The 25,211-nt window shown below is 45.4% G+C and carries 21 protein-coding genes and 1 other RNA gene; 21 read left to right on the top strand and 1 reads right to left on the bottom strand.

Annotation, left to right across the window (positions count from 1 at the left end; all coding sequences use genetic code 11):
- Nucleotides 1-44: 44 nt before the first annotated feature.
- From dnaG to rnpB, 6 genes are all read left to right on the top strand, one after another.
- Nucleotides 45-1,892 (top strand): DNA primase, encoded by a 1,848-nt coding sequence (gene dnaG, locus AC58UU_RS08385; RefSeq protein ID WP_497314620.1) that lies wholly within the window; start codon nucleotides 45-47, stop codon nucleotides 1,890-1,892.
- Between the two features lie 37 nt (nucleotides 1,893-1,929).
- Nucleotides 1,930-3,045, top strand: a complete 1,116-nt coding sequence (gene rpoD / locus AC58UU_RS08380) for an RNA polymerase sigma factor RpoD (protein ID WP_028558036.1) — start codon at nucleotides 1,930-1,932, stop codon at nucleotides 3,043-3,045.
- Nucleotides 3,046-3,159: 114 nt separating this feature from the next.
- On the top strand, nucleotides 3,160-3,990 hold the full coding sequence (locus AC58UU_RS08375; protein ID WP_497314618.1) for a hypothetical protein: 831 nt from the start codon (nucleotides 3,160-3,162) through the stop codon (nucleotides 3,988-3,990).
- 3 nt (nucleotides 3,991-3,993) lie between these two features.
- Nucleotides 3,994-4,758 carry a tRNA (adenine(22)-N(1))-methyltransferase gene (locus AC58UU_RS08370; RefSeq protein ID WP_497314616.1) on the top strand — a complete coding sequence of 255 codons (765 nt, stop codon included), beginning with the start codon at nucleotides 3,994-3,996 and terminating at the stop codon, nucleotides 4,756-4,758.
- Nucleotides 4,734-5,843 carry a Nif3-like dinuclear metal center hexameric protein gene (locus AC58UU_RS08365; RefSeq protein WP_497314614.1) on the top strand — a complete coding sequence of 370 codons (1,110 nt, stop codon included), beginning with the start codon at nucleotides 4,734-4,736 and terminating at the stop codon, nucleotides 5,841-5,843. The genes AC58UU_RS08370 and AC58UU_RS08365 overlap by 25 nt, the downstream gene beginning before the upstream one ends.
- A 134-nt stretch (nucleotides 5,844-5,977) precedes the next feature.
- An RNA gene (gene rnpB, locus AC58UU_RS08360) (RNase P RNA component class A) lies at nucleotides 5,978-6,395 on the top strand.
- Nucleotides 6,396-6,859: 464 nt separating this feature from the next.
- Here rnpB and AC58UU_RS08355 read toward each other — a convergent pair.
- Nucleotides 6,860-8,770, bottom strand: a complete 1,911-nt coding sequence (locus AC58UU_RS08355) for a S8 family peptidase (RefSeq protein ID WP_497314612.1) — start codon at nucleotides 8,768-8,770, stop codon at nucleotides 6,860-6,862.
- 172 nt (nucleotides 8,771-8,942) lie between these two features.
- Here AC58UU_RS08355 and AC58UU_RS08350 point away from each other — a divergent pair, with 172 nt between their 5' ends.
- The 15 genes from AC58UU_RS08350 to AC58UU_RS08280 all read left to right on the top strand — a co-directional run bounded on the left by AC58UU_RS08350 (nucleotide 8,943) and on the right by AC58UU_RS08280 (nucleotide 25,125).
- Nucleotides 8,943-9,443 (top strand): YpuI family protein, encoded by a 501-nt coding sequence (locus tag AC58UU_RS08350; RefSeq protein ID WP_029195899.1) that lies wholly within the window; start codon nucleotides 8,943-8,945, stop codon nucleotides 9,441-9,443.
- Nucleotides 9,444-9,520: 77 nt separating this feature from the next.
- The gene (locus AC58UU_RS08345; RefSeq protein ID WP_497314610.1) at nucleotides 9,521-10,615 is read left to right on the top strand and encodes a glycoside hydrolase family 15 protein; all 1,095 of its coding nucleotides are present in this window, start codon (nucleotides 9,521-9,523) and stop codon (nucleotides 10,613-10,615) included.
- 47 nt (nucleotides 10,616-10,662) lie between these two features.
- Complete coding sequence (locus tag AC58UU_RS08340) at nucleotides 10,663-10,878, top strand: DUF1540 domain-containing protein (protein WP_029195901.1); 216 nt, start codon at nucleotides 10,663-10,665, stop codon at nucleotides 10,876-10,878.
- A gap of 21 nt (nucleotides 10,879-10,899) precedes the next feature.
- Complete coding sequence (locus AC58UU_RS08335) at nucleotides 10,900-11,331, top strand: hypothetical protein (RefSeq protein ID WP_497314608.1); 432 nt, start codon at nucleotides 10,900-10,902, stop codon at nucleotides 11,329-11,331.
- Between the two features lie 337 nt (nucleotides 11,332-11,668).
- Complete coding sequence (locus AC58UU_RS08330; RefSeq protein WP_171688595.1) at nucleotides 11,669-12,961, top strand: hemolysin family protein; 1,293 nt, start codon at nucleotides 11,669-11,671, stop codon at nucleotides 12,959-12,961.
- A gap of 127 nt (nucleotides 12,962-13,088) precedes the next feature.
- Nucleotides 13,089-13,793, top strand: a complete 705-nt coding sequence (locus AC58UU_RS08325; protein ID WP_497314606.1) for a lytic transglycosylase domain-containing protein — start codon at nucleotides 13,089-13,091, stop codon at nucleotides 13,791-13,793.
- Between the two features lie 165 nt (nucleotides 13,794-13,958).
- On the top strand, nucleotides 13,959-15,137 hold the full coding sequence (locus AC58UU_RS08320) for a cysteine desulfurase family protein (protein ID WP_497314604.1): 1,179 nt from the start codon (nucleotides 13,959-13,961) through the stop codon (nucleotides 15,135-15,137).
- Entirely contained in the window at nucleotides 15,134-16,342 is a 1,209-nt protein-coding gene (thiI, locus tag AC58UU_RS08315) for a tRNA uracil 4-sulfurtransferase ThiI (RefSeq protein ID WP_497314602.1), read from the top strand. The genes AC58UU_RS08320 and thiI overlap by 4 nt, the downstream gene beginning before the upstream one ends.
- A gap of 67 nt (nucleotides 16,343-16,409) precedes the next feature.
- On the top strand, nucleotides 16,410-17,090 hold the full coding sequence (locus AC58UU_RS08310; protein ID WP_497314600.1) for a TerC family protein: 681 nt from the start codon (nucleotides 16,410-16,412) through the stop codon (nucleotides 17,088-17,090).
- Between the two features lie 129 nt (nucleotides 17,091-17,219).
- The gene (locus AC58UU_RS08305; RefSeq protein WP_497314599.1) at nucleotides 17,220-19,643 is read left to right on the top strand and encodes a DUF8726 domain-containing protein; all 2,424 of its coding nucleotides are present in this window, start codon (nucleotides 17,220-17,222) and stop codon (nucleotides 19,641-19,643) included.
- A complete protein-coding gene (locus AC58UU_RS08300) occupies nucleotides 19,640-20,593 on the top strand; it encodes an ABC transporter ATP-binding protein (RefSeq protein WP_497314597.1) in 954 nt (317 codons plus the stop codon). The genes AC58UU_RS08305 and AC58UU_RS08300 overlap by 4 nt, the downstream gene beginning before the upstream one ends.
- Nucleotides 20,568-21,401 carry an ABC transporter permease gene (locus tag AC58UU_RS08295; protein WP_497314595.1) on the top strand — a complete coding sequence of 278 codons (834 nt, stop codon included), beginning with the start codon at nucleotides 20,568-20,570 and terminating at the stop codon, nucleotides 21,399-21,401. Before AC58UU_RS08300 ends, AC58UU_RS08295 begins: the two co-directional genes overlap by 26 nt.
- A gap of 74 nt (nucleotides 21,402-21,475) precedes the next feature.
- Complete coding sequence (locus tag AC58UU_RS08290; RefSeq protein ID WP_497314593.1) at nucleotides 21,476-23,194, top strand: DUF8809 domain-containing protein; 1,719 nt, start codon at nucleotides 21,476-21,478, stop codon at nucleotides 23,192-23,194.
- Nucleotides 23,195-23,227: 33 nt separating this feature from the next.
- Entirely contained in the window at nucleotides 23,228-24,217 is a 990-nt protein-coding gene (locus tag AC58UU_RS08285) for an AAA family ATPase (protein WP_497314591.1), read from the top strand.
- Entirely contained in the window at nucleotides 24,214-25,125 is a 912-nt protein-coding gene (locus tag AC58UU_RS08280) for a DUF58 domain-containing protein (protein WP_497314589.1), read from the top strand. The genes AC58UU_RS08285 and AC58UU_RS08280 overlap by 4 nt, the downstream gene beginning before the upstream one ends.
- The last annotated feature ends 86 nt before the right edge of the window (nucleotides 25,126-25,211 follow it).

Here is a 25,211-nt window from a genome sequence, read left to right as displayed (position 1 = left end):
AGTAATTAGTCGGAAAAGCGACCTGAATTGTAGGTGGAACAAAAATGAGGTACGGACGCATACCTGAAGAGGTCATTGAGGCTGTACTTAAGCGCCATGACATTGTTGATGTCATTGGTAGGCACGTACATTTGAGCAAGCAAGGGCATTATATGAAGGGGCTATGCCCGTTCCACTCTGAGAAAAGTCCTTCTTTCACTGTCACACCAGAAAAACAAATTTATCGTTGTTTTGGTTGTAATGTGGGTGGGAATTTGATTCGATTCGTAATGGAAATCGAAGGACTTAGTTTCTCCGAGGCCGTTAGCAAGCTGGCTGAAGAAGCGGATATCCCAATCACTTGGGAAGAAGCGACAGAGGAGCAAAATGAGCAGCAGCAAGAGAAAGCAACATTGTTAAAAGCTTATGATTTTACCGCAAAATTGTATCATTATATTCTTGGCAACACGGAACAAGGCAAAGTGGCTAAAGGTTATTTGGCCTCAAGAGGAATATCGGATAAGCTGATCGATACCTTCCAAATTGGTTATGCACCGGCCATGTGGGACACACTCGTTCAACAGCTAGATAAGCGAGAGTTCGACTTAGCCCTGATGGAGAAGGGCGGTTTAATCTCTGCCAAACATGAAGGTAACGGCTATGTGGATAAATTCCGGGAACGCATCATGTTTCCTATATGCGACTCTACTGGCAAAGTTATCGCATTCGGAGGCAGATCGATGGGCGATGCGCAGCCCAAATATTTAAATAGTCCGGAATCCATTCTTTTTAATAAAAGTCGGACAATGTACAACCTACATCTGGCTAGACCCAATATGCGTAAGCTTCAACAAGCAGTTCTCTTTGAAGGCTATGTGGATGTCATTAAAGCATGGGAAGCGGGAATTAGTAATGGTGTCGCTACGATGGGGACAGCATTAACGAAGGAACATGCCGCTCTATTGAACCGTAACGCGGACCAAATCGTCGTTTGTTACGACGGGGATAACGCGGGACAATCAGCTGCATTCAAAAGCATCCCTATTCTAGAAGAGACAGGCAGCCGAGTCATGGTAGCCATGCTGCCAGATGGCAAGGATCCAGATGATTATGTAAGAAACTATGGTTTTGACCGATTCGTACGGGAGATTATTGAGCCAGCCGTACCATCGATGAAATATAAGCTATTGTACATCCGCAAAAATTTTAAGTTGCACGAGGACGGTGACAGACTTCGTTATCTGCAATCCGCTGTGAAATTAATCAGTCATCTTCAATCTCCTATGGAACGTGAACATTATTTGAAACAGTTGGCTTCTGAATTCCCAGAATCTTCGTATGAGGCGATGAAGTTAGACCTTCACGAAATCTTGCTGCAATCGGAAAAAAACCGACCAGAGGGGGATAATAAACCAATTCTGTGGAATAATGTTATGAATAATGGGAGAACAGTGGAACGAACACCCAAAAAATCACCTTCGCTTTTGCCTGCTTATCATAATGCAGAACGGTTAATATTGGCGGTAATGATGCATGACCGTGATGTCTGCTCACAAGTGGAAGCGCAATTAGGTGATCAATTCAATGTTGAAGCTCACGCAGTCTTAGCTGCTTATTTATATGCTTACTACGCTCAGAATGCTGAGCCGGATGCAAGCCGATACATTGCCATGCTGCAAGACGAACAGCTGGAGAGCTTGGCTAGTTCCATTGTTATGATGGGTGCTGGTCATGGAATTAACGAACAAGTGATTGACGACTATATTCGCCAAATTCGCAAAGTTCCAATGCAAGAAGAAGTTGAACGTAAGAAAGAAGAACGAGTTCGCGCTGAACGCGCGGGCGACCATCTTAGAGCTGCACAAATTGCTATTGAAATTATTGCCCTAGAAAAACGATTGAAGTCAACTTAGAATTACTGCAATGACTAGGGAGGAGGGAGTCCGTACCATGGCGAATGATCAGCGTACAGAACTAGAGACAGAATTGACCCTGGACCAGGTGAAAGACCAGCTTATTGAGCAGGGGAAAAAGCGGTCCTCACTAACTTACAAGGATATTATGGAGAAATTAGCTCCCTTTGATCAGGATCCTGAACAAATCGATGAGTTTTTCGAACAGCTTTCGGAGCAGGGGATCGACGTAGGGAACGAATCCGATGAGGATTCCATGAATCCAGAAGAAAATGAGCGCGATGAATTTAACTTCGATGATGATCTGGCCTTACCGCCAGGGATTAAGATTAATGATCCAGTTCGGATGTATTTGAAAGAAATTGGTCGAGTACCGCTTCTTTCTGCGGAAGATGAAGTAGGGTTAGCCAAACGGATTGAAAATGGGGACGAAGAAGCGAAGAGGCGTTTAGCAGAAGCTAACCTTAGACTCGTTGTCAGTATCGCCAAAAGATATGTAGGTCGAGGCATGCTGTTCCTAGATTTGATTCAAGAAGGTAATATGGGGCTTATTAAAGCTGTGGAAAAGTTTGACCATACTAAAGGATATAAGTTTAGTACGTATGCGACTTGGTGGATTCGTCAGGCGATTACCCGTGCCATTGCTGACCAAGCGAGAACGATACGTATTCCGGTACATATGGTCGAAACAATTAATAAACTTATCCGTGTTTCCCGTCAATTGCTGCAAGAATTGGGGCGTGAACCTACGCCGGAAGAGATTGCCAAAGAGATGGATTTGAGCACAGATAAAGTACGTGAAATCATGAAGATTGCACAAGAGCCTGTGTCGTTAGAAACACCGATTGGTGAGGAAGACGATTCCCACTTGGGAGATTTCATTGAGGATCAAGAAGCATTGGCTCCAGCTGATGCTGCTGCGTATGAGCTTCTGAAGGAACAGCTTGAGGACGTTCTAGATACGTTGACGGAAAGAGAAGAGAATGTACTTCGCTTACGTTTTGGTTTAGATGATGGACGTACACGTACGCTTGAAGAAGTAGGTAAAGTATTCGGTGTTACACGTGAACGGATTCGTCAGATCGAAGCTAAAGCTTTGCGGAAGTTGAGACACCCTAGCCGCAGTAAACGATTAAAGGATTTCTTGGAATAAAGACGCTGTGAGAGGGCCCTGCCAAATTCGGCGGGGTCTTTTTTTGTTTTAAAACTACCACTAAAGCCAGAGGACGAATTCACCGATAAAGTAGCTAGGAAGGTGAGCGAATAAATGGATGCAGAGAAACGAAAAGTGATTGTAAGGGAAATCCATCATTGGCGCAGAAGCAAATTGCTTCCTGAGCATTATTGCGATTTCCTAATGAATTTGTATGTGGATGAATCAACACCTAAACCTGCTTCATTAATGGGGGTATCCTCATCCTCGGTAGCAAACAGTAATTGGAAAATATGGTTGGCCATTATGGCGGTGATTGCCGCTCTGGCCTTATCTGCTCTTAATTTTAACTCTTTTGGATTGCCAATGCAAATTGGAATTTCCACGCTTTTTGTCATCATTTGTTATGGATTTGCATATCGGCATTATCAGAAAGCACCTATTATTTCTTATTTGCTCTGTGGTGTTTCTTCGATTGCTTTGCTTTTTGTTGGTTTGTATTTATTAGATTTATACGCTGTGAGTTCTGCTAACGCATATGTTGGTTATTTAGCCTTTTGTAGCAGTGTCTGGCTGTTTAATGGGTTAGTTGGCCGTATGGCCATTTTCCAAATATGTGGATGGCTGGGTCTGGTCGGTACATATGGGTGGCTATTGCTTCACAAGCTGGACAGCCCTGGTTGGTTCTCACTTGAAATTAGTTGGATTCCGGTTAGTATTGTACTTATATGGATGGCTTGGCTTGCGCATCATACGAATAAGCAAGCGGCTAGTGTGCTTCTGTTAGTCGGGAGTATCGTTTGGTTTGCTCCTGAAGCGATGACGTTTCTGACAGATGTCGATATGAGCTCTCGTCTCATTCAATTATCGTTTACAGGTAAATTAGTTTCTGCAGGCGTGGCATTATTTTTGCTGCGTAAAAAATGGGTAGAGTGGGTAATGTAACATATGGTGAAATTATCGAAAAGATTGCAAATGATTGCAGATCGAGTTCCATTAGGATCAAAGGTAGCGGACATTGGTTCCGATCATGCCCTATTGCCAACGTATTTGGCACAACAGGGTATTATTTTGTTTGCTGTGGCTGGCGAGGTGAATCCAGGGCCTTTTGAAGCGGCAACGCGGCAGGTTCTAGAAAGCGGATTGTCCAAGAAAATCAGTGTAAGATCCGGTGACGGACTCGCTGTTATTGAGGCTGGAGAAGTGAATGTTATTACGATCGCCGGAATGGGCGGAAGTTTAATGGCGAGTATTTTGGAAGCAGGAAAGCATAAGCTGCAAGGCGTCACTCATCTCATTCTGCAGCCCAATGTTGGTGAAGATCATGTGCGGCGTTGGTTGCTGCAGCAGGGCTGGAAGCTAGAATCCGAAACGATTCTAGAGGAAGACGGCAAGATTTATGAGATATTGACAGCCATAGTTGTGTCGGATGAGGAAAAACCTACATTGGAGGTTCTTTACGCTGAACGTCAACTGCCAGGTGGGGTTAGGGTTTCGAAGGAACGCTTGCTTCAAATGGGGCCATACTTCATCAGCGATGCTCCAGAAGTATGGTTTACCAAATGGGAAAGCGAACTGAAAAAGTTGGCCATGATTGAAGGGCAGCTCCAGTTGTCTTCAGCAGAAGCGTCTGTAGCGAAGGCGAAGCAGGTCGGTCAAGAAATGAAGGAAATAAAGGAGGTACTCGCTTGTTTGCAAAAGGTCAAACCGTAATCCAGCTGTTTGAACAGCTGGCGCCGAAGCATTATGCGATGCCTGATGATAAAATAGGTTTACAGCTAGGGTCTTTGCAGAAGGAAATTCAGAAGGTCCTCGTAGCCCTGGATGTCACCGATGAAGTGGTTGAAGAAGCGATTCAGCAAGGTGCTAATCTCATTATTGCTCATCATGCGATTATTTTCAGACCGCTCGCTCATCTACAAACGGATACGCCTGCTGGTCGTTTATATGAAAAATTAATTAAGCACGACATCGCTGTCTATATCGCTCATACGAATTTGGATGTGGCTGAGGGCGGCGTGAACGATATGATGGCGGATAAGCTCGGTTTGACGGAGCTTACTCATTTAGAGGATGTGCATACGGAGAAGCTGCAGAAGCTGGTTGTTTTCGTCCCTGAGACGCATCACCAGGCTGTACTGGATGCCCTTTTCACCGCTGGAGCGGGTGGAATCGGGCAGTACAGCCACTGCAGCTTCAACATCCCCGGAACGGGGACGTTCCTGCCGCAGGAAGGGACGCACCCGTTTATCGGGGAAGTAGGCAAGCTTGAACGCGTACAGGAAGTACGCGTAGAGACCATCGTAACCGCCAGCGTCCAGCGCAAGGCGGTTCAGGCTCTATTGAAGGCCCACCCCTACGAGGAGGTGGCCTATGACCTCTACCCGATGGACCTCAAGGGTAGAGTGTTCGGTCTGGGCCGCGTGGGCAAGCTGCCCGCGGCCACGACGCTTCGCGAGCTGACGGAGCTCGCGAAGCAGGTGTTCGACGTGCCGGCGGTGCGCGTCGTCGGCGATTTGGAACGGCCCATCCGTAAGGTGGCCGTTCTGGGGGGCTCTGGCGGCCGCTACATGCGGCACGCCTTGTTCGCAGGCGCCGATGTGCTGGTCACCGGCGACATCGACTATCACACTGCGCACGATGCGCTTGCGGCGGGTTTGACTTTGATCGACGTCGGACATAACGTCGAGAAGATCATGAAGCGCGGCGTGGCCGATTATCTCGCCGCGCAGTTGGTCAAGACGGACACACAGGTGCTGGCATCCGAGGTGGATACAGAACCATTCCAGTTCCTGTAGGGATGGGTGGTTAGATTACTTGCGAGGTATTTCTTTATAAGCCTTATTAACTTGCTGAGTTACAAATGGTATTTGAGGAAACGATCAGCAGTTGTATTTCTAAGGCATTCTTAGTATACTAGCAAATGCACCGGAAAGTTTGACAGACAATCGCTGGCTGTGGGTAAGCCACAGCGAGAGGAAAGTCCGGGCTCCATAAGGCAGGGTGCTGGATAACGTCCAGTCAACGCGAGTTGAAGGATAGGGCCACAGAAATGGACCGCCGATGGTTTCCCGCAAGGGATTCACAGGCAAGGGTGGAACCGTGGTGTAAGAGACCACGAGGTTCTATGGTGACATAGATCCTGGTAAACCCCACTTGGAGCAAGACCTAGAGGAACGCAAGCCGCTTTCGAGGTGGCAGTCTTAGCCTGAGACGCGTTCGGGTTGGTCGCTTGAGCTGTGCAGCAATGTATGGCCTAGATAGATGATTGTCACTTCAATGGTGGCAGGGGACAGACGCCCGTTATGACCACTGGAAGTACAGAACCCGGCTTACGGCAAACTTTCCATACTGTCGGTTACCCGCAAGGCTTAGGCCTTGCGGGTATTTAATTTTTCTAGAAGAATAATAAGAGTCTCTAGAGGCTTCTAATCCCACAAAAAGTGGTTAAAGAGGCGAAATAAGAGTCCCTAAAGACTCCTATTGATAATGAGATCACCTTTTTGGATAATTTCAAGCAAATAAGAGTCTCCAGAAGCTTCTATTCCCACAAAAAGTGGCTAATGAAGAGTAATAAGAGTCCCTAAAGACCCTTATTTAATTTTAGAGTGAGGAGCAAATCAAGGAGACGGAGGCTCATTTCTTTGATGTATTCAAAGGCTTGCGGAACGTTTAGGTGAGCAGGACACGAAGGAATTGATTCGACTTCTTAGAACGAGTCTTACTTTTCTAAAAGAAGAGAAATAATACACTTTTCACTTGTATCATTAACCAAAAAAGGTTGATCAGCTTAGAGGCTGACCAACCTTTTAATTTAGTAGGCATACTTTTTCGTAATGAGATGCATTTGACGAGTTAAGCTTTGCGGAAAGTAAGAAACCTGATTTGAGCTCTGTTCGGCCATTTTTACAGCTTTCACGACATCAATTAATCCGAAGCCGAAATATTTGTCTCTACCTTTTGTACCAAGGTCTTGAGCGGTTTGTCTAATAATTTCGTAAACTTCCGTGTTTTTCAAATTAGGATTCGCAGAACGAACCAAGGCTGCCAAAGCAGTGACATGAGGACTAGCCATCGATGTACCCGATAACGCGGCATATTGATTATTAGGATACGTACTTGCGATACTGACACCAGGAGCCGTCACGGCAATATAGTCGCCATAATTTGAAAAGGGTGCCTTGTTATTTTGAGAATCACTCGCGGCTACAGCTAACACTTCCGGATAAGCGGCTGGATAGCCAGGTCTTTCTGTATTGTCGTTGCCGCTCGCCGCGATGAGTGCCACATCTTTATTGTAGGCATATCGGATGGCATCGTGCAGAAAGCTTGAATCCGCGTAATTGCCAAGGCTGAGATTCATAACTTTAGCGCCATGATCGGCAGCCCAAATGATTCCTTGAGCGACAGAATAGGTACTGCCTGCTCCTGTTTGGTCTAAAACTTTGACCGGTAATACTTTGTTATACCATGTCATACCTGCAACACCCAGATTGTTGTTAACTAGTGCAGAAATAACACCGGTGACATGTGTACCATGTCCAACATCGTCCTGCGGGTTGTCATTATCACTAATAACATTATAGCCAGGTAAAAGTTTATTACTCAGATCAGGATGCTTCAAGTCAACTCCTGTGTCGACAACAGCGACAATCACATCTTTTGAACCGCGCGTTAATTGCCAGCCCTGAACGGTCTCGATAAGGGGCAGATTCCATTGATACTTACTGTATAAATTATCATTTGGCATAAAATTAGTGGTTATATCTGTTGAGGTCGAGGTTCCCGTATCTGTTGAACTCGAATCATCTTTATTAGCAGCTTCTTCTTGATCGTCATAATAATCATTGGTTAAGTAGAGGAAATGAGGCTCCACATAGACGACATCCCATTTCTTGAAATAAGCCATTAATGCTTTGGCTTCCATGCTCTGCGTGCGAAATACATACGTATAACCAAGTTTTTGGGCGGAAATGGCTTTTATTTCGTTTTTAATTTGTGTCAGCTGAGCATCTGTAGGATCCTGTTTGAAGCGGACCACAACTTCATTTTGATGATAATGGCTTGTTCCTTGATTATCCTCAGGATGATCGACGACTTTATCTTGTAAAGTGTCCGTATCCACAGACTCAACTTTCCAACGATTTTCGCTAGGGTAAGGCTCTAGACGCAAGTTTTTCAATTGGTGATCGGTTACTTGATAAAGAACATCCTGATGAATAACACCTACGAGCGAGCTGTCTCTATTAGTAGCAGGAGTACCCTGAACGAAATAAACTTGCTGTGCCGCGCCGAATTTAGGTGATTGATAATGTTTACCTTCATCAACGGCCGCTTTAGCTTCTTTCAAATAAAAGGTGGCCTGTTCTTTGTAAGAACTTGGCACTTCACCTACTGTAATCCCTTTTTCCAGTGGTTGGCTTTGTTTCGACCAAATAAGCATATCCATTTTTTCATGTTCTGTTTTCATTTCTTTAAGTACTTTTAACACGGGCTCTCCGTTTTCAATCTGGCTAAGCATTCGCGAATAATCGATGGAACATTGGCTTCTACATAGATCATCAGTCAGTTTCACGTCCTGTTCCAACAGAGCTAGCTTGGATTTTGTTTCATACGTGGTACTGTACACTTCCGGTCCAGGTTGGTTCTCGATATTTGAATGGTGTGGAAAAAGGATAATGCCTAGACCAAGAACTAAAGACATAGAAGATAGATAACGCCACATGCTCAGGCCCTCCTTTTGAACTAACATATTTTCAGGTGACGAAACGATTTACCTTTGACTAGGGTGAGGAGCGGAGGATTGTTTTATACATGGAAACTGGAGTTTTACATATACCACTTCGGGTTAATTTATGGTAGGATAGGAATAGCGCAATTATAGGAGGTCTTCATAAATGGCTGTTTTTAATGTGAAAAATATTTGTGATTCAACGCGTACGAAGTTAAAAGAAACAACTGCCAAAATGGAACTGTTTCTGAATCAAAATTCGCTCGCACAGTTAAATGTGGAGAATGATCCTGCTATGGATGAGTTTTACCGCGGTTATTTGCAGGATACTCGCCATCTATTAGTTTTTTGTGAAGTGGCTTATGAGAAATTGGGCGTTAGCTTGAGACGTCCTACTTTTAATGTGGATTTTTCGGAAAAAGTACTGTATGAGGTTTATCATACATGCGTCAATACATTTTTCTACCCTAAAAATGAATGCTATTCCGAAGATGGTCGCTACGCTTATACAGGACAAGATGCTATTCGTTTCCGTAAAAAGCCTTCACGTGAAGTGCGTGATTTGACGATTGAGCTGTCCAAAGTATTCGAGGAACTTCGTGAAGATCTGTCTTACTATGAAACAGACTACATCACTCAACGTCGTATGCAAGGCGAAAAAGTATAATTTTTATCGAATTGGCAAATACAAGAAGGGATGCGACTAAAAGCGCATCCTTTTTCTTTTAAAAGGAGGCTTGGTGCATGGAGCGTGAGCAATTAATCAACAGCAGTATCTCGATAATTAAGCTGAATCAGCACCCTAGCGGAGGTTACGTAGCTTCTCCGTTATTCCCACCTTACTCTTACAGTTGGCTCAGAGATGGAACTTTTATCGCGAATGCGATGGATCGCTCTGTGGAAACCGAAAGTGCTGAGCTTTTCTATCGCTGGGTACATCAAGTTTTGAAGGACAAGCGTCCGCGTGTGGATGCGTTAATTCGTAAACAGGAAGCCAAAGAATGGATAGACCGCTCTGAATTTTTTGGGACACGTTATCATTTAGATGGTCGTGATGATTTATCAGAGTGGGGACATTTTCAACTGGATGGCTATGGAGCATGGCTTTGGGGTCTTACGGAACATATCCGAATAACAGGTCATTCCGCACTATTGAATGAATTGCGGGAGAGTATTGAGATTACAGTTGATTATTTGATGACGTTCTGGCATTTCCCGAATTTTGATTGTTGGGAAGAGTTTTCTGATTATGTTCACCCGGCAACATTAGCTTGTGTTTATGGCGGTTTAAAGGCGCTTGGTGAACTAGAGGATCGTGCTCCATTACTTGAGAAAGCGGCGTTGATTAAAAAGTTTATCATGGATCACGCAGTCTATGAGGGGCGTTTCGTTAAATCCATTCATTGCTTGGGAGAAGTTTGGCAGCCTGCTTTAAACGGTGTAGATGCAAGTCTATTATGGCTTGCTGTCCCGTTTGGCGTCTGTGAGGTTAATGATCCTATTATGTTGAAGACGGTACAAGCGATTGAAGCCGATCTAAAGCATGGAGGCATCCAAAGATATGTCGAAGATCGCTATTATGGGGGCGGAGAATGGCTGCTGCTAACTGCATGGTATGGATGGTACCAGGCAGAGCTTGGTAATCGTGAAGAGGCTCAGCGATGCTTAGACTGGGTAATGAATAAAGCAGATAAGCTGGGTCGATTGCCGGAACAAGTGGCTGAAAGTCTAAGAGATCCCTCATCTCACCCGGAATGGATTGCCAAATGGGGAGAACCAGCGCTGCCACTGCTTTGGTCTCAAGCGATGTTCTTGGTGCTTTCTGACAGCTTAAAATAAGCATAGTTCACCCTGACAGCGGGCAAATTGTTAAAGGGGTGATGATTATGCCGGATGTAAAATGTGCAGTTGCCAATTGCGAATACTGGGCGCAAGGCAACAACTGTAGTGCAGGAACGATTATGATTGAAGTCGATCAGCATGCTGCCGCCAATTATAATGAAGAGTTTGCAGGGGAATCATTTGATACGGATCATCAAGATGCAGCAAACAAAGTAGCTAATACTTGCTGCCACACTTTCAAAGCTAAGAATAAACATTAAGGTGCGTAACATGGAGGCAGCATGAATAAAGACGATGTCCCTCTGGATCATGCCACCAAGGAGCGGTTCCAAAAGGATCAGCTCCGCGTTGAAAGCGGATTGAACCATAAGGAAGAATACGCAGCCGAAATTACAGCACCTACCCGAAGAATCAACTATGCCGAACAGTACAAAGCCAATAAGCCAGAGAGACTTGAAACCCACTCCGATGTGTCTGATGAAGAAGTTGCGGAATTGGTGGAGGCTGTCACGCGTAACAAAGCAGTAGGCTATATCGCTCTGTTCGTTGCCTTGGCTTCTCTTTTTGTATGGCCTGTGTTGTTAGGTGTTTCGGGTATTGTACTTGGTGTTATTGCGTTTCTTATGGGGAATAAAAGACTGGGGTCTTGGTCAATCGCGCTTGGTTTTATTGCCGTCGCCGCCTATTTTTTGTTGGTACCCTATTATGCATGACCGATTACAAACAAGCCGAGCGATCGGCTTGTTTTTGTTTTTTCTGAAAAAAATCGCTTAAATTCGCGTTTCAAAGGGATAAATAGGGGGTAGAGACTCATTAAGGCATCGTTTTAATGCGTATACTCCCATTTGCTCGTACTATTTGGCTTCAGGAGTCATATTCGCACCTTTGAATGATTACAGTATTATTATATAATGAAAAGTGATAAATCAAATTCAAATCGAAAATTAAGGGAGGTGTACCTATTCTCCTTGGTGCGGTAATCGTGCTTGATAGGGGATAGGTAAGGTATTGGAAGATCCTTTGCCCGGAACGTTAATCAGTTTTCTGTTAATGTTTGGACTGGTCATATTAAATGGTTTTTTTGTCGCAGCTGAATTCGCGATGGTCAAGGTAAGAGGTAGTCGCATTGATTCGCTTGTTGGAGAAGGCCGCCGCAATGCGAAATTTGCACAAGGAATCATGAATAATCTCGACGCGTACTTAGGTGCTTGTCAGCTCGGGATTACACTTACTTCGTTGGGACTTGGTTATGTCGGGGAACCGACGTTCGCCAAAATTCTGGAACCGTTATTCGCTCCTCTGAATTTGCCAGATTCGGTGTTCCACACGATTACCTTCATTATTGCTTTCTCCTTAATGACCACATTGCATATTACATTAGGCGAACAGTTCCCTAAGACGTATGCGATTCGTAAAGCTGAACAAATAACACTGCTATCTGCAGGGCCCATGGTATTTTTCTACAAAGTGATGTATCCGTTTATTTGGTTATTGAATGGTATATCGAACTGGATGTTACGACGTGCGGGAATCGAGCCTGCAACTGAACATGAATCGGCGCATACGGAGGATGAAATTCGTGTCCTTATGAAAGAAAGTCACAAAAACGGACTTATAGATAATACAGAGCTCACGCTTGTTGATAATATATTTGGATTTGCAGAGACGACTGCCAGGGAAATTATGATCCCAAGAACAGAAATGGAATGTTTGTATGCCGGACTTTCCTATTCTGAGAATCTTGCGATTGCCATTAAAGAAATGCGTACGCGCTACCCGGTATGTGATCCGGACAAAGACAATATTATTGGCTTCGTCCACATCAAGGATTTACTCAAACCGGATGCGAACCTGAAAGGGATCAAGAAAATTATCCGACCGATAACCACGGTTCCAGATTCGATTCTTATCAGTGATTTGTTAAAAATGATGCAGAAAAGAAAAAGCCAGATGGCACTGCTCATTGATGAGTACGGTGGAACATCAGGTCTTGTGACACTGGAAGACATTATGGAAGAAATCGTTGGAGAAATTCAAGATGAGTTCGATGAAGAGCGTCCTACAATCGAAATCAAGGATGAAAACACCTATTCCATTGATGGATTGCTGCTAATTGATGAAGTGAATGAGTATTTCGGACTTGAAATTGAGTCGGATGATTATGATACAATCGGTGGATGGATTTACTCGAAAACAGAGATACCGCCAAGCAAGAACCAGCAAGTAAGTTACAACGATGAGTTTATATTTATTGTTGAAGAGACAGATCATCTACGGATTTCTCGTGTCATGGTAAGAAAATTGTCGGATGAGAGTGAGTTACTGCAGCAAAACATTTCTTGAGATGGAAGAGAGACTGTCAAATGACGGTCTCTTTTTTTGTAATTCCTTATAAATTGGGGATGGTCGTCAAGGCACAAAACGTGTACAATGAAGACAACGATGAATGGACAGAAACGAGGTCTGACGGATGAACAGCACGAACAGCATTGATCCTAGAGTAATGAAAGAATTGCTCCAGCTTCAGTTGATGGGTAAAATGAGTTTACTATCCGGTGAAACCACGGCATCAAGTACGGATGATTCAGGCGATTTTAGTGCATTGCTCGACACAATTATGGGACAATCTGGTGGGACTGGCGTTACAAGCCAAGGCACTTTATCTTCCATGCTAGGTAACACGACAAACAGTATGCCAAGTTCTTTAGGCGCTTTGAATAGAGCTTATACACCGCTACAATCAGTGAGTAAAGCATCCTCGGTCTCTCAGTTTGACGGTTTAATCCAAGAGGCAAGTCATAAATACGGTGTAGATACCTCGCTAGTCAAGGCGGTTATTCAGCAAGAATCAGAATTTAATCACCAAGCCGTATCGCCGGCAGGTGCCAAAGGTTTAATGCAGCTTATGGATGGGACAGGCAGCGGCTTCGGTGTAACGAACCCATTTGATCCTAGGCAAAATGTGGATGCGGGCACTCATTTCCTTAGCAACTTAATTAAGAAGTACAACGGAAATGAAGGGGTTGCTCTTGCAGCTTACAATGCTGGGCCTGGACGCGTTGACCGATTAGGCATCAAGACCGATCAGGATCTCGCAAACAAGCTTCATTTACTGCCAAGGGAAACACAAGGCTACATCTCTAAGGTGATGGGTCACAGGCAGAATTTTTCGTAGTAATCATTAGCTAACAAGCTGATTTTCGCATGTTTATGCGGAGGTCGGCTTTTTGTGTTACCAAGGGAATGCTTGAGTTATGCCCAATTTTAGGCTTTAATGATGAAAGGAATTTAAATTGATTGTGCGCGGCAGCAAGAGCGTGAAAAAGGGGAATCAGCAAAAATGCTTTATTTGGACTACGCGGCGACAACGCCACTTTATGAAGAAGTCATTGATACGATAGCCGAAGTGATGAAGGAACATTATGGAAATCCATCTTCGATTCATCGATTAGGGATACAAGCGGAGAAACTGCTAAACAGCTCCAAAGAGGTGATTGCAGGAGCATTAGGTGTGCTGCCTGCTGAAATTATATGTACATCCGGCGGAACGGAAAGTAATAATTTGGCGATTAAAGGTGCCGTCTACAGCTATCAAAACCGCGGAAAGCATCTCATTACTACGCAAATCGAACACTCCTCGGTGAAGGAAGTTTTTCTCGAACTGGAGCGTAAGGGTTTTCGAGTTACTTATTTACCTGTGAATAGCAAGGGGTGTGTTGAGCTAGATACCCTTCAAGCAGCAATAACAGAAGATACCATTCTTGTTAGTGTGATGTATGTTAATAATGAAGTAGGTACGATTCAGCCTATCCAAGAAATCGGCCGATGGTTAGCTCAATATCCAAAGGTGTTATTTCATGTTGATGCCGTTCAGGGCATCGCAAAGCTTCCTTTTCACCCAAAAGAGTGGGGCGTTGACTTATGCAGTGCATCTGCTCATAAATTCAGAGGTCCTAAGGGAGTTGGGTTTCTGTACCGCAGAGAGGGCGTTCAGCTCAAGCCGCAACTTGTAGGGGGCGGTCAAGAATATGGCATTCGCTCAGGTACGGAAAACGTCCCACTCATTGTAGGAATGGCCAAAGCGCTCCGACTTTCCGTAAACAACCTTAAAGGCAAAACAGAACATAAGTATCGGTTAAGACGCATGATTGTGGATGGTATCTCATCGATCCCTGAGCTTACCCTGACAGGATCCGAGCAGGAAGAGGAGATGGCACCCCATATTGTACACTTTGCCTTCGTTGGAATGAAGGCTGAGGTTGTCGTTCATGCTCTCGAGCAGCGGCAAATCTACATTTCTACGAAATCAGCCTGTGCTTCAGAGGAATCAGATCCAAGTACGGTGATGCTAGCTTTAGGTTGTAGTCGAGAGAGAGCTATCAGCGGACTTAGAGTTAGCTACTCTGACGAACATCAAGAAGAAGAGATAGCGTTATTCGTCACCGCATTGCGGGAGGTCGTGAGTGAACTTGCTCCTATGCTCGGCAAATCATCAGTCAGAAGGGGGAACCGTAGATGAGACCGGATTGTTTAATTTTGCGTTTTGGCGAGATGATGCTCAAAGGAAAAAACCGTAAGCGTTTTGAGAGAAGCGTCATGACTCAAATTCATAAAGTTTTAGGCTCATTTCCTGATTTAAGGTATATTCCCGAGTTTGGACGCGTATATGTGGAGCTAGGGGGAGCAGCTTATGAAGAAGCTTCAGCAGCTTTGCAACGCGTTTTTGGACTTGCGTCTTTTAGTCCTGCCTATCATGCTCCTATGGAGGTCGAAGCCATTCAAGAGATGGCCCTGCGTATGATGCAGGCATTGCCTAAACAACCAGCAACCTTTAAAGTGACCGTTCGCAGAGTGAACAAATCATTTCCACTTGATTCACAGCGAATGAATTATTTGGTTGGAGGCTATGTGCTCCAAGCATCACCGGGTCTTCAGGTGGATGTTCATCATCCTGAGGTTGAGCTACGGGTGGAGATTCGCGAAGAGCAAGTACTCATGTATGTAGAGGTTATTGAGGGGGCAGGAGGATTCCCGTCTGGAACGAGCGGAAAAGCGCTATTGATGCTATCAGGGGGAATTGATAGTCCGGTTGCCGGCTGGTTAGCGATGCGTAAGGGACTTTCCATCGAGGCTATTCACTTTCATAGTTATCCTTATACCAGCGAACGTGCGAAGGAAAAAGTGATTGAACTGGCACACCAACTGTCTGCTTATACGGATTCCTTGAAGCTTCATTTGGTTCCATTTACGGAGGTACAGACATCTATCCACCGTGAGTATCAAGATAATTTATTAGTAACGCTTATACGAAGAGCGATGTATCGCATTGCCGAACAAATTGCAGACCGAGAAGGTCTAAGTGCGTTAGTGACCGGTGAAAGCTTAGGTCAGGTGGCTAGTCAAACGCTGCCAAGCCTAAACGTCATAGGGCGTGTTGTAACACTGCCGCTTCTACAACCGCTCATGATGATGGACAAGCAAGAGATTATTCGAATAGCTGAATCGATAGGCACTTTCCCGATCTCGATTTTGCCGTATGAGGATTGCTGTTCCTTATTTCTTCCGCCATCACCAAGTACCAATCCTAACTTGCGTATGGTTGAGAAAATCGAAATGAGCATGGACTTCTTACCTGAATTAATTGAGAAAGCTGTCTTACAAACAGAAACCATTGAAATTGTTCATGGACAAATGAAGAAGGTGTCGGACTCCCATTTATTCTAACTATATTCGCCGCTAAGATCGCACACATCGTCACCTGCTTGCCATGCATCTTGGGAGGTTGTAAAGCATGATTGATGCGCTCATTTTGTTTTTACAAATTATGTTGATCAATATTGTGCTTAGCGGTGATAATGCTGTTGTCATTGCATTGGCGAGCAAAAATTTACCGCTAGCCCAGCGTAAGCTTGCCATATGGTGGGGAGCTTTCGGGGCTATTGCCTTGCGGTTGATCCTGACTTTAGTTGCAGTAAGTCTGCTTGATATCCCCTATATTCAAGCCGGGGGATCCCTTCTGTTGTTCTGGATTGCAATAAAACTGCTTACGGATGATGACAGTCATGCAAATGTGAAAGAAGCCTCTACGCTTGGTAAAGCGATATGGACGATTGTTGTAGCTGATTTCGTTATGAGTTTGGATAATGTTCTTGCGATTGCAGCTAAAGGGAATGGGAACAATACAGTCATCATTCTTGGAATAGGACTCAGTATCCCTATCATTATATGGGGAAGTACACTAGTGATGGAACTGCTGCAGAAATTTCCAATTCTCGTATTTATGGGGGCAGGCATTCTCGGATATACAGCGGGAGAAATGTTTGTTAAAGATGAGAAAATGATTGATTGGCTGCTGCATGATTATGAGATGCTGCATGTATGGATCCCGATTGTAGCTGCTTCGCTTGTTATTACGATCGGCTTAACCGTCAAATGGGTACGATTGCTGCAATTCAAAGCAAGAAATGAATAACGGATTTGGAAAACCGCCAAGCTGAAGTAATCAGCTAGCGGTTTGTTTTTTTATGTTAATAATTGAAACTTTTTACCAAATTTGTCGTCTAGTTATGAAGTAGGTTATGAATAGAAGGGAGTTCAAAGCGTGAAATTAAGTTCGTTTAAGACACGTACATTTGGTCTCACATGTTTTCTAGTGTGTTCGATCTTTGCTTTATGTTTCCAAGCTTTTGTTCCATTCTCTGGTGTAGTTCGCGCAGATGAAGCAATGATTGAGATTCAATCAGAAGTCGGGTTCGGAGCTTCAAATGTCAAACAGGGGCGTTGGACGCCTGTTACAATGACACTGCATAATCAAGGGGCTGATTTATCCGGCGATCTCGTGATACAGGTAGCCAATCCGAATCGGAGTAAGGATTTTAGTTATGTACAGCATATCGAGCTTCCAAAAGGCAGCACGAAAGTGGTAACCATGCTCTTACCTGGTTACGCTTATACAAAAAGCAATAATACGATTGCCTTTTATGAAAAATCACTAAAAAACGGAAAGAAAAAAACGTTAGATGGCAAGACCTATCTAGAAGCCTTCCATTTACCTAAAGAGACTCTACAGGTGGGCGTTTTAGCCCGAGATGTAGATACACTGAACTTCCTTTCGCTGCTCGGTCAGTCGGGCAAGAAGCTCAATGTTCTTCATCTTAAACAAGCAGATATTCCGCGTGACCCTTTGGGTTTAGATGGTTTAGATGTTATTGCCTTGAATGATTTTGCCTCGGATACACTGACTGGGGAGCAAGTACAAGCCATCCTACAATGGACAAAAAGAGGTGGAACGCTCCTCTTAGCTGGCGGTGCTGGCTATCCGAAGACTGCTGCACTTTTCGCGGAAGCGTCACCTGTGACATATCAAGGTACAACGACAGTTAAGGAGCTTCCTGAGCTCGTTAAGGTGGGGGAGAAGGAGCTGATCCTCGCACAGCCGTTCACGCTTTCACAAGCAAAGCCGGTTAAAGGAACAGAATCGGTTGTTACCGACGGAGCGCTTCCTATATATGTGAGAGGTGCGTATGGGAGCGGGTTCGTGACCTACGTGGCGTATGATCTATCTCTAAATCCACTTGCCTCATGGAACGGGAATACTAGATTATGGGAGCAAATGCTGTCTGGACCATTAGAAACTGTGAATGCCTCTAATTTAAACCAGAAGTACGGCAATGATCCCTACTATGAGATGGACCGGGCATTAGAATACTTCCCATCTTTGCAGCCGCCTAAATTGGCCATTCTGGCATTGGTTTTACTGCTTTATGCGATTGTTGTTGGACCGTTACTATATATGATTTTACGTCGACTAGATCGAAGAGAATGGGCTTGGTTCGTCATTCCAATTGCTGCTATCGTGACAAGTATCGGAATCTTTCAATTTGGGGCGTCCAATCGCGGTAGTACAATGGCTCAAACGTTTAATACGATTACATTAAATGGCTCAGGATCAGGGATCAAACAGTCCATGTTGTCTGTATTTTTACCTAAGGGCGGCAGTATGGAGTTTAAATTCCCTGGAAAAGCAGTCGTATCTCCTTTTATGCAAGGAGAAGTTTATCCTAGCTTACAGCTGCATGATCGAAGTGAATTTATAATTAGACATGAACAGGAAGCAGCAATCGTAGGATTACAGGATATCCCATACTCTTCGATCAGCAAATTGGCAATGGACGAAGAGCAGCCTGTTCAGTTTGGGATGCTTGACTACAGCATATCGGAGTTATCTGCCAAAGGAGCAAGAGGGCAAATCACGAACAATACCAAGAAGGATTTGACAGATGTAGCCGTGCTGGTGAATCAGTCGTTTATCAAAATTGGTTCCGTAAAGGCCGGAGCTTCAGCCAGCTTTGATACGGCGAATGGTTTCGGAATCTCTAATGGACCCGATGTTGCGCAGCTTGCTTATCCACATCCTAGTGGGAATAACGGTTATGATACGGGCTTGCATCAGCGTTCCATGTTAAGTACGTATTTACATCGCAAGTCCACGTTTTCAGGAGGGTTTGATCCGATGATTATAGGGTGGTTAAAGGAGCAGACTTCCTTAAACCTATCTTCAAGCGGCAGTATACCGGCTGAGCAGTTGACGCTTATAGCCCAGGACATGAAGATTGATTATGTGGCACCTGACGGTAAAATTATAATTCCAAGCACGACGATGGTACCTGAATTGATCGATAATCATTTGAAAATGAGCTCCATTCAAATCCAAAATGGTCCTTTCATGGAAATGGGCAGCGGAGATGTTACGCTCAATTATCAATTGCCTTTCATTGCGGGTGCCAGTTATCAAACGATGGAAATGACGGGCGATCCCAATCCGGATGTAACCTTGGATTTATGGAATTCACAGACCAAGGCCTGGGAGCCATTAACCTTAAAATCTTTCCAATCCTGGGAGGGAGACAAGCTGCAGCCATATTTGCTAGAGGGGAAATCGATTCGCATGAAAGTAACCACGGTACAAAATCATACCATGTTCCGACTCCCTGCAGTTTCTCTGGAAGGATCGGTGAAACGATGATAACGACTACGGAATTAACGAAAAGATACGGTAACTTCACAGCACTTGATTCGTTGACCATGCAAATCGATAAAGGAACCGTATTTGGATTTGTAGGTCCCAACGGGGCGGGTAAGTCGACAACAATGTCCATCCTTGCGACTCTTTTAAGCCCGACATCGGGTACAGCCAAGGTTGGTGGATATGATGTTACGGAGAAGCCGAAAGAGGTTCGAAAGCTGATTGGGTACATGCCGGATTTTTTTGGCGTGTATGACAACTTTAAAGCTACGGAGTATCTGGATTTCTATGGCGCAAGCTATGGTATACCTAGATCTGAACGATTGAAGCTGATTCCTCAGCTCCTTGATCTTGTCAATTTATCGGAAAAAGCAGACTTCTATGTGGATTCATTGTCAAGAGGTATGAAGCAGCGTCTTTGCTTGGCTAGATGCTTGGTTCATGAGCCGGAGGTACTTATACTCGATGAACCGGCTTCAGGACTTGATCCTAGAGCACGAATCGAAATGAGAGAAATACTTAAAGAGCTTAAAGCCATGGGTAAAACCATCATTATTTCATCGCATATTTTGCCAGAGCTAGCTGAAATGGTTGATGAAATCGGGGTTATTGAATATGGGAAGCTTATCGCAAAAGGGAAAGTATCAGAGATTCAAAGCAGGATGAAAGCCAATCGTGTTCTTCAAGTACGTATGGTGAATAGGACGGAAGAAGCATTGGCCTACCTTGAACAACAGCCTCATGTCACGATGGTGTTTAATGATGAGAAAGGTTTGCACGTTCACTTTGGCGGGACGGATGAAGATCAGTCTCTTTTACTTGCCCGATTGGTTGAGAAAGGCTTTCCTCTCCTTTCGTTCAGTGAAGCTTTGACGAATTTGGAGGATGTATTCCTGGAAATAACGAAAGGAGGCGGAGCACACGATGAACAGCAAGTTAAATTGGATTAATCCTGTCATGGAAAAAGAATTTCGCTTGCGCATGCGGACCATTCGATCTTCGATCTCAATCCTGGTTTATCTGTTAGCCATTGGCTTGTTTGCCCTTGGATTTGCTTATATAAACATGAGTAACCAGCAGGCAGGGGTGCTTAATGCAGTGAGAAGCAGTGAACTATTTTACTTTCTAAGTGGAGCGCAGCTTGTCTTGATCGCTTTTATGACGCCAGGCTTAACAGCTGGGGTTGTAAGCGGAGAACGTGAAAAACAGACATTAAACATGCTTCTTACGACTCAACAGAGCTCGAGGACGATTATTCTCAGTAAGCTGTTTGCTTCCCTAAGTTTCATGCTGCTGACGGTAGTGGCTACGATGCCGCTGTACAGTATTGTTTTCTTATATGGAGGCGTCTCACCAAAACAAGTTCTCTCTGTATTTGTTTTTTATGTATTCGTTATGCTTCTCTTTGGTTCTGTTGGGATTTTCTTTTCAACAATTCTAAAGAAGACGGTTATCTCCGTGATAGCGACCTATGGTTTTGTACTTTTTGTTTTTGGGTTTACAGCTCTTGCTGGCCTTTTCTTCGGTAATTTAGGAAGGCAAGGGATAAATGAGGAAATACTTGGCTATTTTCTGAGTTTTAATCCGATGGCTGTCCTTGCAAGTTTGATGGTTCCTGATTTTGCCAAGAGTTTGTTTAAAGGGCATACGCTGCTGCAAATGTGGCATATTTTCGTTGGCAGCTACACGGTTCTCTTGATTGTCCTGATCTGGCTTAGTGTGAGGTATTTAAGGCCGATTATGAAACGGAAGAAATAGCATTTGATAAGAATGTAATGAGGAAAAAATTCATTGAAAAGTAAAGTTAATGATCAGAGAGGAGCTGTCAGCACTTGAAATTTGCATCGTTGGATATGCTGCTAAAACCTGTACGAATGCGGTTGTTAAAAGCAAAGGGACTGGATTATTTTATTCGCAGTTTGACAATGGGGATAGAGCTTGCTTGCATGTGGATGGTGTGTGGACGTCTCTTCCTGGTTAGTGGATATCGGTATGGGGCGTTGCTCAGCTTGGTAGCAATTGTTGGGATTGGGCTCATTTGGTTGTTGTTTCGACGACCTACTGATATGGATGCGGCAAGACTACTTGATCAGCATGGGTTGGAAGATCGGATATTAACAGCTCTCATTCATCAGGATCAAACTTCATTGGTAGCCTCTCTTCAACGGCAGGATGCACTTGAGAAAGGGAATCTTTTTGTAGAGGAAAAGTTGAGTAAGATCGTTTCCATGAGGGTTCCGAGAAATAGATGGTTGCACGGAGCTTGCGCGTTGTTTGTATTGGTTTTGCTGTTCCTTCTGCCTAATCCTAAAGATGCGATTCTACGTGATGCGGTAAAAGATAAAGCATGGGTAGAAGCGCAGAAAAAACAGGTGGATGAACTTGTTAAGCAACTGGCAGCGAAGCCGTCTCCGCTCCCAGTCATAAAGCAGATGACAGAGGATTTAAAAGAGCTGGAGCGTAGATTAAGTCAAACGCCAACTTCAGCCAAGGCTTTGGATGAATTGGAAAAATCATTAAAGAAGATGGAAACGAGTATTGGGGATATGGAAAAGCAAAAACAACGCTCCGAGCAATGGGCAGAGTCGATGCAGCGAACGGAAGCGCTTCGTGAATTAGGCAAAGCTCTCGAGCAGAAGAGCGCGGAGAGTATTCAGCGCGAGGCAGCGAAGCTTGGCGAGCAGGTGCAGAAGATGACGCCGCAGCAGAAGCAGCAGCTCGCAAGTGAGCTGGAGCGCCTCGCGGCCTCCGCTGCGGCCGCGTCGCCGGAAGCTGAGCAGCAGCTTCGCGAGCAGCTGCAGCAGGCCGCCAGCGCGCTGCGAAGCGGCGAAGACGCTGCTGCGGCTCTGGCACAGCTGCAAGCGGGTCTTGCAGCTGCTAGCGCTGCGCAGCAAGCTCTAGCGCAGCAGCAGGCGCAGGCTGCCGAGGCCGCGGCGAGCCTCGCCGCGGGTGCGCTGCCGCAGGCACGCGAGCTTGCTGCGAGCGGCGCGCAGCCCGGGCAAGCGTGGGTGCCCGGCGGCCGCGCGGAGCAGCTTGCCGCGGCTGGCGCTGCTGCGCCGAGCGCGTCGCCAACTGCGGGAGCTGCGGGGAGTGCGGGCGCGAGCCCGGCGCCCGGCGCAGCAGGTGCAGGAGCGAGTGCAGGCGGTGCGCCTGCTAGCGGCGGCAACGGCAACGGCAGCGGCAGCGGCAACGGCAACGGCAATGGCAATGGCAGCCCCGGTGGTGCAGGTGCGGGTGGTGCAGGCAGTGGAAGCGGAACAGGTGGCACACAGGGTGGCACCGGTGCGGGCTCGCGAGGGCTCGTGGCGACGCCGCGCGAGCGCTCAGGCACCGGCGGCACGTACGTTGACGGCGGGCCTACGAGCGGCAGAGGTGGAGAACTGAGCCAGGGTGGTTCAGCGCCGGCGCTAGACGGAGCGTCTCGGCCGTATGAAGATGTTTATGCCGATTACGCGGCAGAGGCTTCTAGTGCATTGAATCGTTCCGAACTTCCACAACATATGCAAAATTTAGTAAGAGACTATTTCCTTGAAATTCAACCACAGCGTTAATAGGAATGAACGATGAAGGGGGAGCGGTAATTGATGGTCGATTCGAAAGAGCAATTAAATGCATGGGGATCAGCAGTCAGCCAGATGAAGGAACAGATCGGTCGTGTCATCGTTGGCCAGCATGAGGTTGTGGAACAGTTGCTATGGTGCATATTGGCGGGAGGACATGCTCTCATTGAGGGGATTCCCGGTCTCGGCAAAACGATGCTCATAAAAACGATCGCAGATACCGTAGACCTTAGCTTTGCACGTATTCAATTTACACCAGATTTGATGCCGGCAGATATTACGGGGACGAATGTCATTCAGTTTGGAACGAAAGGCGAGACGTCCTATAAATTTCAAAAAGGTCCTCTATTCGGCCATGTTGTGCTCGCTGATGAGATTAATCGCGCAACACCGAAGACTCAAAGTGCGCTCCTTGAGGCGATGCAGGAAAAAACAGTTACCGTTGGTTCAGAAACCTACCAGCTGCCATCACCTTTTTTCGTCTTAGCTACGCAAAATCCGTTAGAGCAGGAAGGGACTTATCCGCTGCCGGAAGCACAGCTTGATCGATTTCTTCTAAAAATTAACGTAACCTATCCAACTAAAAGCGAGTTGAAAGAAATTGTCCTACGCACAACATCAGCTAAGCAGCAGCAGGCCGAAAAAGTGGCAGATGGCGCTCTTTTACAGGACATTCAACTGGGATTAAAAGAAATACTTGTCGCTGAGGACGTACTTGATTATGCGGTTCAACTGCTGATAAATACGCATCCTGAAGAAGCGACGGCGCCCGAAGAGGTCAAACAATATATTCGTTTTGGCTCAGGTCCCAGGGGCGTTCAGTCCATGATAGGGGTTGCGAAAGTGAGAGCTTTCCTAGCGGGTCGTTTTCATGTTTCTAAACAAGATTTGCATGTGGTAGCCGTTCCCGCATTGCGGCATCGTCTTTTTCTGAATTTTGAAGGTCAAGCTATGGGGATTTCACCAGATAAAATCATTCAAGCAATTATCAGTTCCATGGAGAATAAGCGATGAGCAGCGGAGCAAATTTACTTGACCCTACGCTTATGCGTCGGCTGGATCAAATGAGTATAGCTGCAAAAAACCGAATACGAGGGACAATGCAAGGGAAAAGACGATCAAGGGATATGGGTTCTTCCATGGAGTTTGCGGATTATCGTTTATATACGCCTGGTGATGATACACGGCAGCTAGATTGGCATGCTTTTGGTAGAACGGGAAAACCGTTCATCAAGCTTTTTATGGATGAACAGGAGCTGCAGGTCAATTTGTGGTTAGACGCATCCAAATCGATGGATTTTGGCAGAGGAGAGGGGGCAGATAGCCTTCGACTCTCCAAATGGGAGTATGCTAGACAGTTGGCGGCTGGAATTGGTTATATGTCATTGAACCGTTTTGACCGTGTAAGCGCGGCTGCTTTTACAAATCAGATGACCAAGCAACAGAAACTACTTCGTGGAAAAGGCAGCTCTTTAAAGCTTTTTGAATTCTTGGCAAGTTGTCAAACAGAGGGAGCCGGGGATATTGGGGCTGTTTTTCGAAATCCATCCATTCTACCGAGGCAGGCAGGGATGACTTGGATATTTTCAGATTTTTTGTATGAGCAGGGCATTGAAGAATCGTTAAAGTATTTGCTTGCAGCGAAGCAAGAAGTTGTTGCCGTCCAAGTCCTTGCCCCAGAGGAACTTAACCCAGACCTTACAGGAGAGCTGCGCTTAATAGACAGTGAGTCTGGAGCAGCCAAGGAAGTAGCGATGAGTAGTAAAGTGCTGCAAGCCTACAGAGAAGCTGCTTTGCAATATACACAGACGCTTAGGGCATTTTGTTATGAGCGGGGTATTACTTATTTGCTAGCCGTAACCAATGTTCCGCCCGGTGATTTTCTTCTTGGTGAACTTCGTCGGAGCGGGTTGGTTCGTTGAAGTAATTTTTTACTCGGTATCCGAGCATATACGCCAACGTTACTATTCGCACATCAACAATAAGCTCGGAAATCGACTTCCGAGCC

This window comes from Paenibacillus sp. JT22N1 (assembly GCF_059692155.1).
This window is presented reverse-complemented; position numbering and strand designations above follow the sequence as displayed.

What these genes read in the sequence shown, in the direction of transcription:
- rpoD (WP_028558036.1), top strand. Translation starts at nt 1,930, where the DNA reads ATGGCGAATGATCAGCGTACAGAACTAGAGACAGAATTGACCCTGGAC.
- AC58UU_RS08355 (WP_497314612.1), bottom strand. Translation starts at nt 8,770, where the DNA reads ATGTGGCGTTATCTATCTTCTATGTCTTTAGTTCTTGGTCTAGGCATT.
- AC58UU_RS08325 (WP_497314606.1), top strand. Translation starts at nt 13,089, where the DNA reads ATGAACAGCACGAACAGCATTGATCCTAGAGTAATGAAAGAATTGCTC.
- AC58UU_RS08310 (WP_497314600.1), top strand. Translation starts at nt 16,410, where the DNA reads ATGATTGATGCGCTCATTTTGTTTTTACAAATTATGTTGATCAATATT.
- AC58UU_RS08350 (WP_029195899.1), top strand. Translation starts at nt 8,943, where the DNA reads ATGGCTGTTTTTAATGTGAAAAATATTTGTGATTCAACGCGTACGAAG.
- AC58UU_RS08370 (WP_497314616.1), top strand. Translation starts at nt 3,994, where the DNA reads ATGGTGAAATTATCGAAAAGATTGCAAATGATTGCAGATCGAGTTCCA.
- AC58UU_RS08320 (WP_497314604.1), top strand. Translation starts at nt 13,959, where the DNA reads ATGCTTTATTTGGACTACGCGGCGACAACGCCACTTTATGAAGAAGTC.
- AC58UU_RS08345 (WP_497314610.1), top strand. Translation starts at nt 9,521, where the DNA reads ATGGAGCGTGAGCAATTAATCAACAGCAGTATCTCGATAATTAAGCTG.
- AC58UU_RS08285 (WP_497314591.1), top strand. Translation starts at nt 23,228, where the DNA reads ATGGTCGATTCGAAAGAGCAATTAAATGCATGGGGATCAGCAGTCAGC.
- AC58UU_RS08375 (WP_497314618.1), top strand. Translation starts at nt 3,160, where the DNA reads ATGGATGCAGAGAAACGAAAAGTGATTGTAAGGGAAATCCATCATTGG.
- AC58UU_RS08340 (WP_029195901.1), top strand. Translation starts at nt 10,663, where the DNA reads ATGCCGGATGTAAAATGTGCAGTTGCCAATTGCGAATACTGGGCGCAA.
- AC58UU_RS08330 (WP_171688595.1), top strand. Translation starts at nt 11,669, where the DNA reads ATGTTTGGACTGGTCATATTAAATGGTTTTTTTGTCGCAGCTGAATTC.
- AC58UU_RS08280 (WP_497314589.1), top strand. Translation starts at nt 24,214, where the DNA reads ATGAGCAGCGGAGCAAATTTACTTGACCCTACGCTTATGCGTCGGCTG.
- thiI (WP_497314602.1), top strand. Translation starts at nt 15,134, where the DNA reads ATGAGACCGGATTGTTTAATTTTGCGTTTTGGCGAGATGATGCTCAAA.
- AC58UU_RS08300 (WP_497314597.1), top strand. Translation starts at nt 19,640, where the DNA reads ATGATAACGACTACGGAATTAACGAAAAGATACGGTAACTTCACAGCA.
- dnaG (WP_497314620.1), top strand. Translation starts at nt 45, where the DNA reads ATGAGGTACGGACGCATACCTGAAGAGGTCATTGAGGCTGTACTTAAG.
- AC58UU_RS08335 (WP_497314608.1), top strand. Translation starts at nt 10,900, where the DNA reads ATGAATAAAGACGATGTCCCTCTGGATCATGCCACCAAGGAGCGGTTC.
- AC58UU_RS08295 (WP_497314595.1), top strand. Translation starts at nt 20,568, where the DNA reads ATGAACAGCAAGTTAAATTGGATTAATCCTGTCATGGAAAAAGAATTT.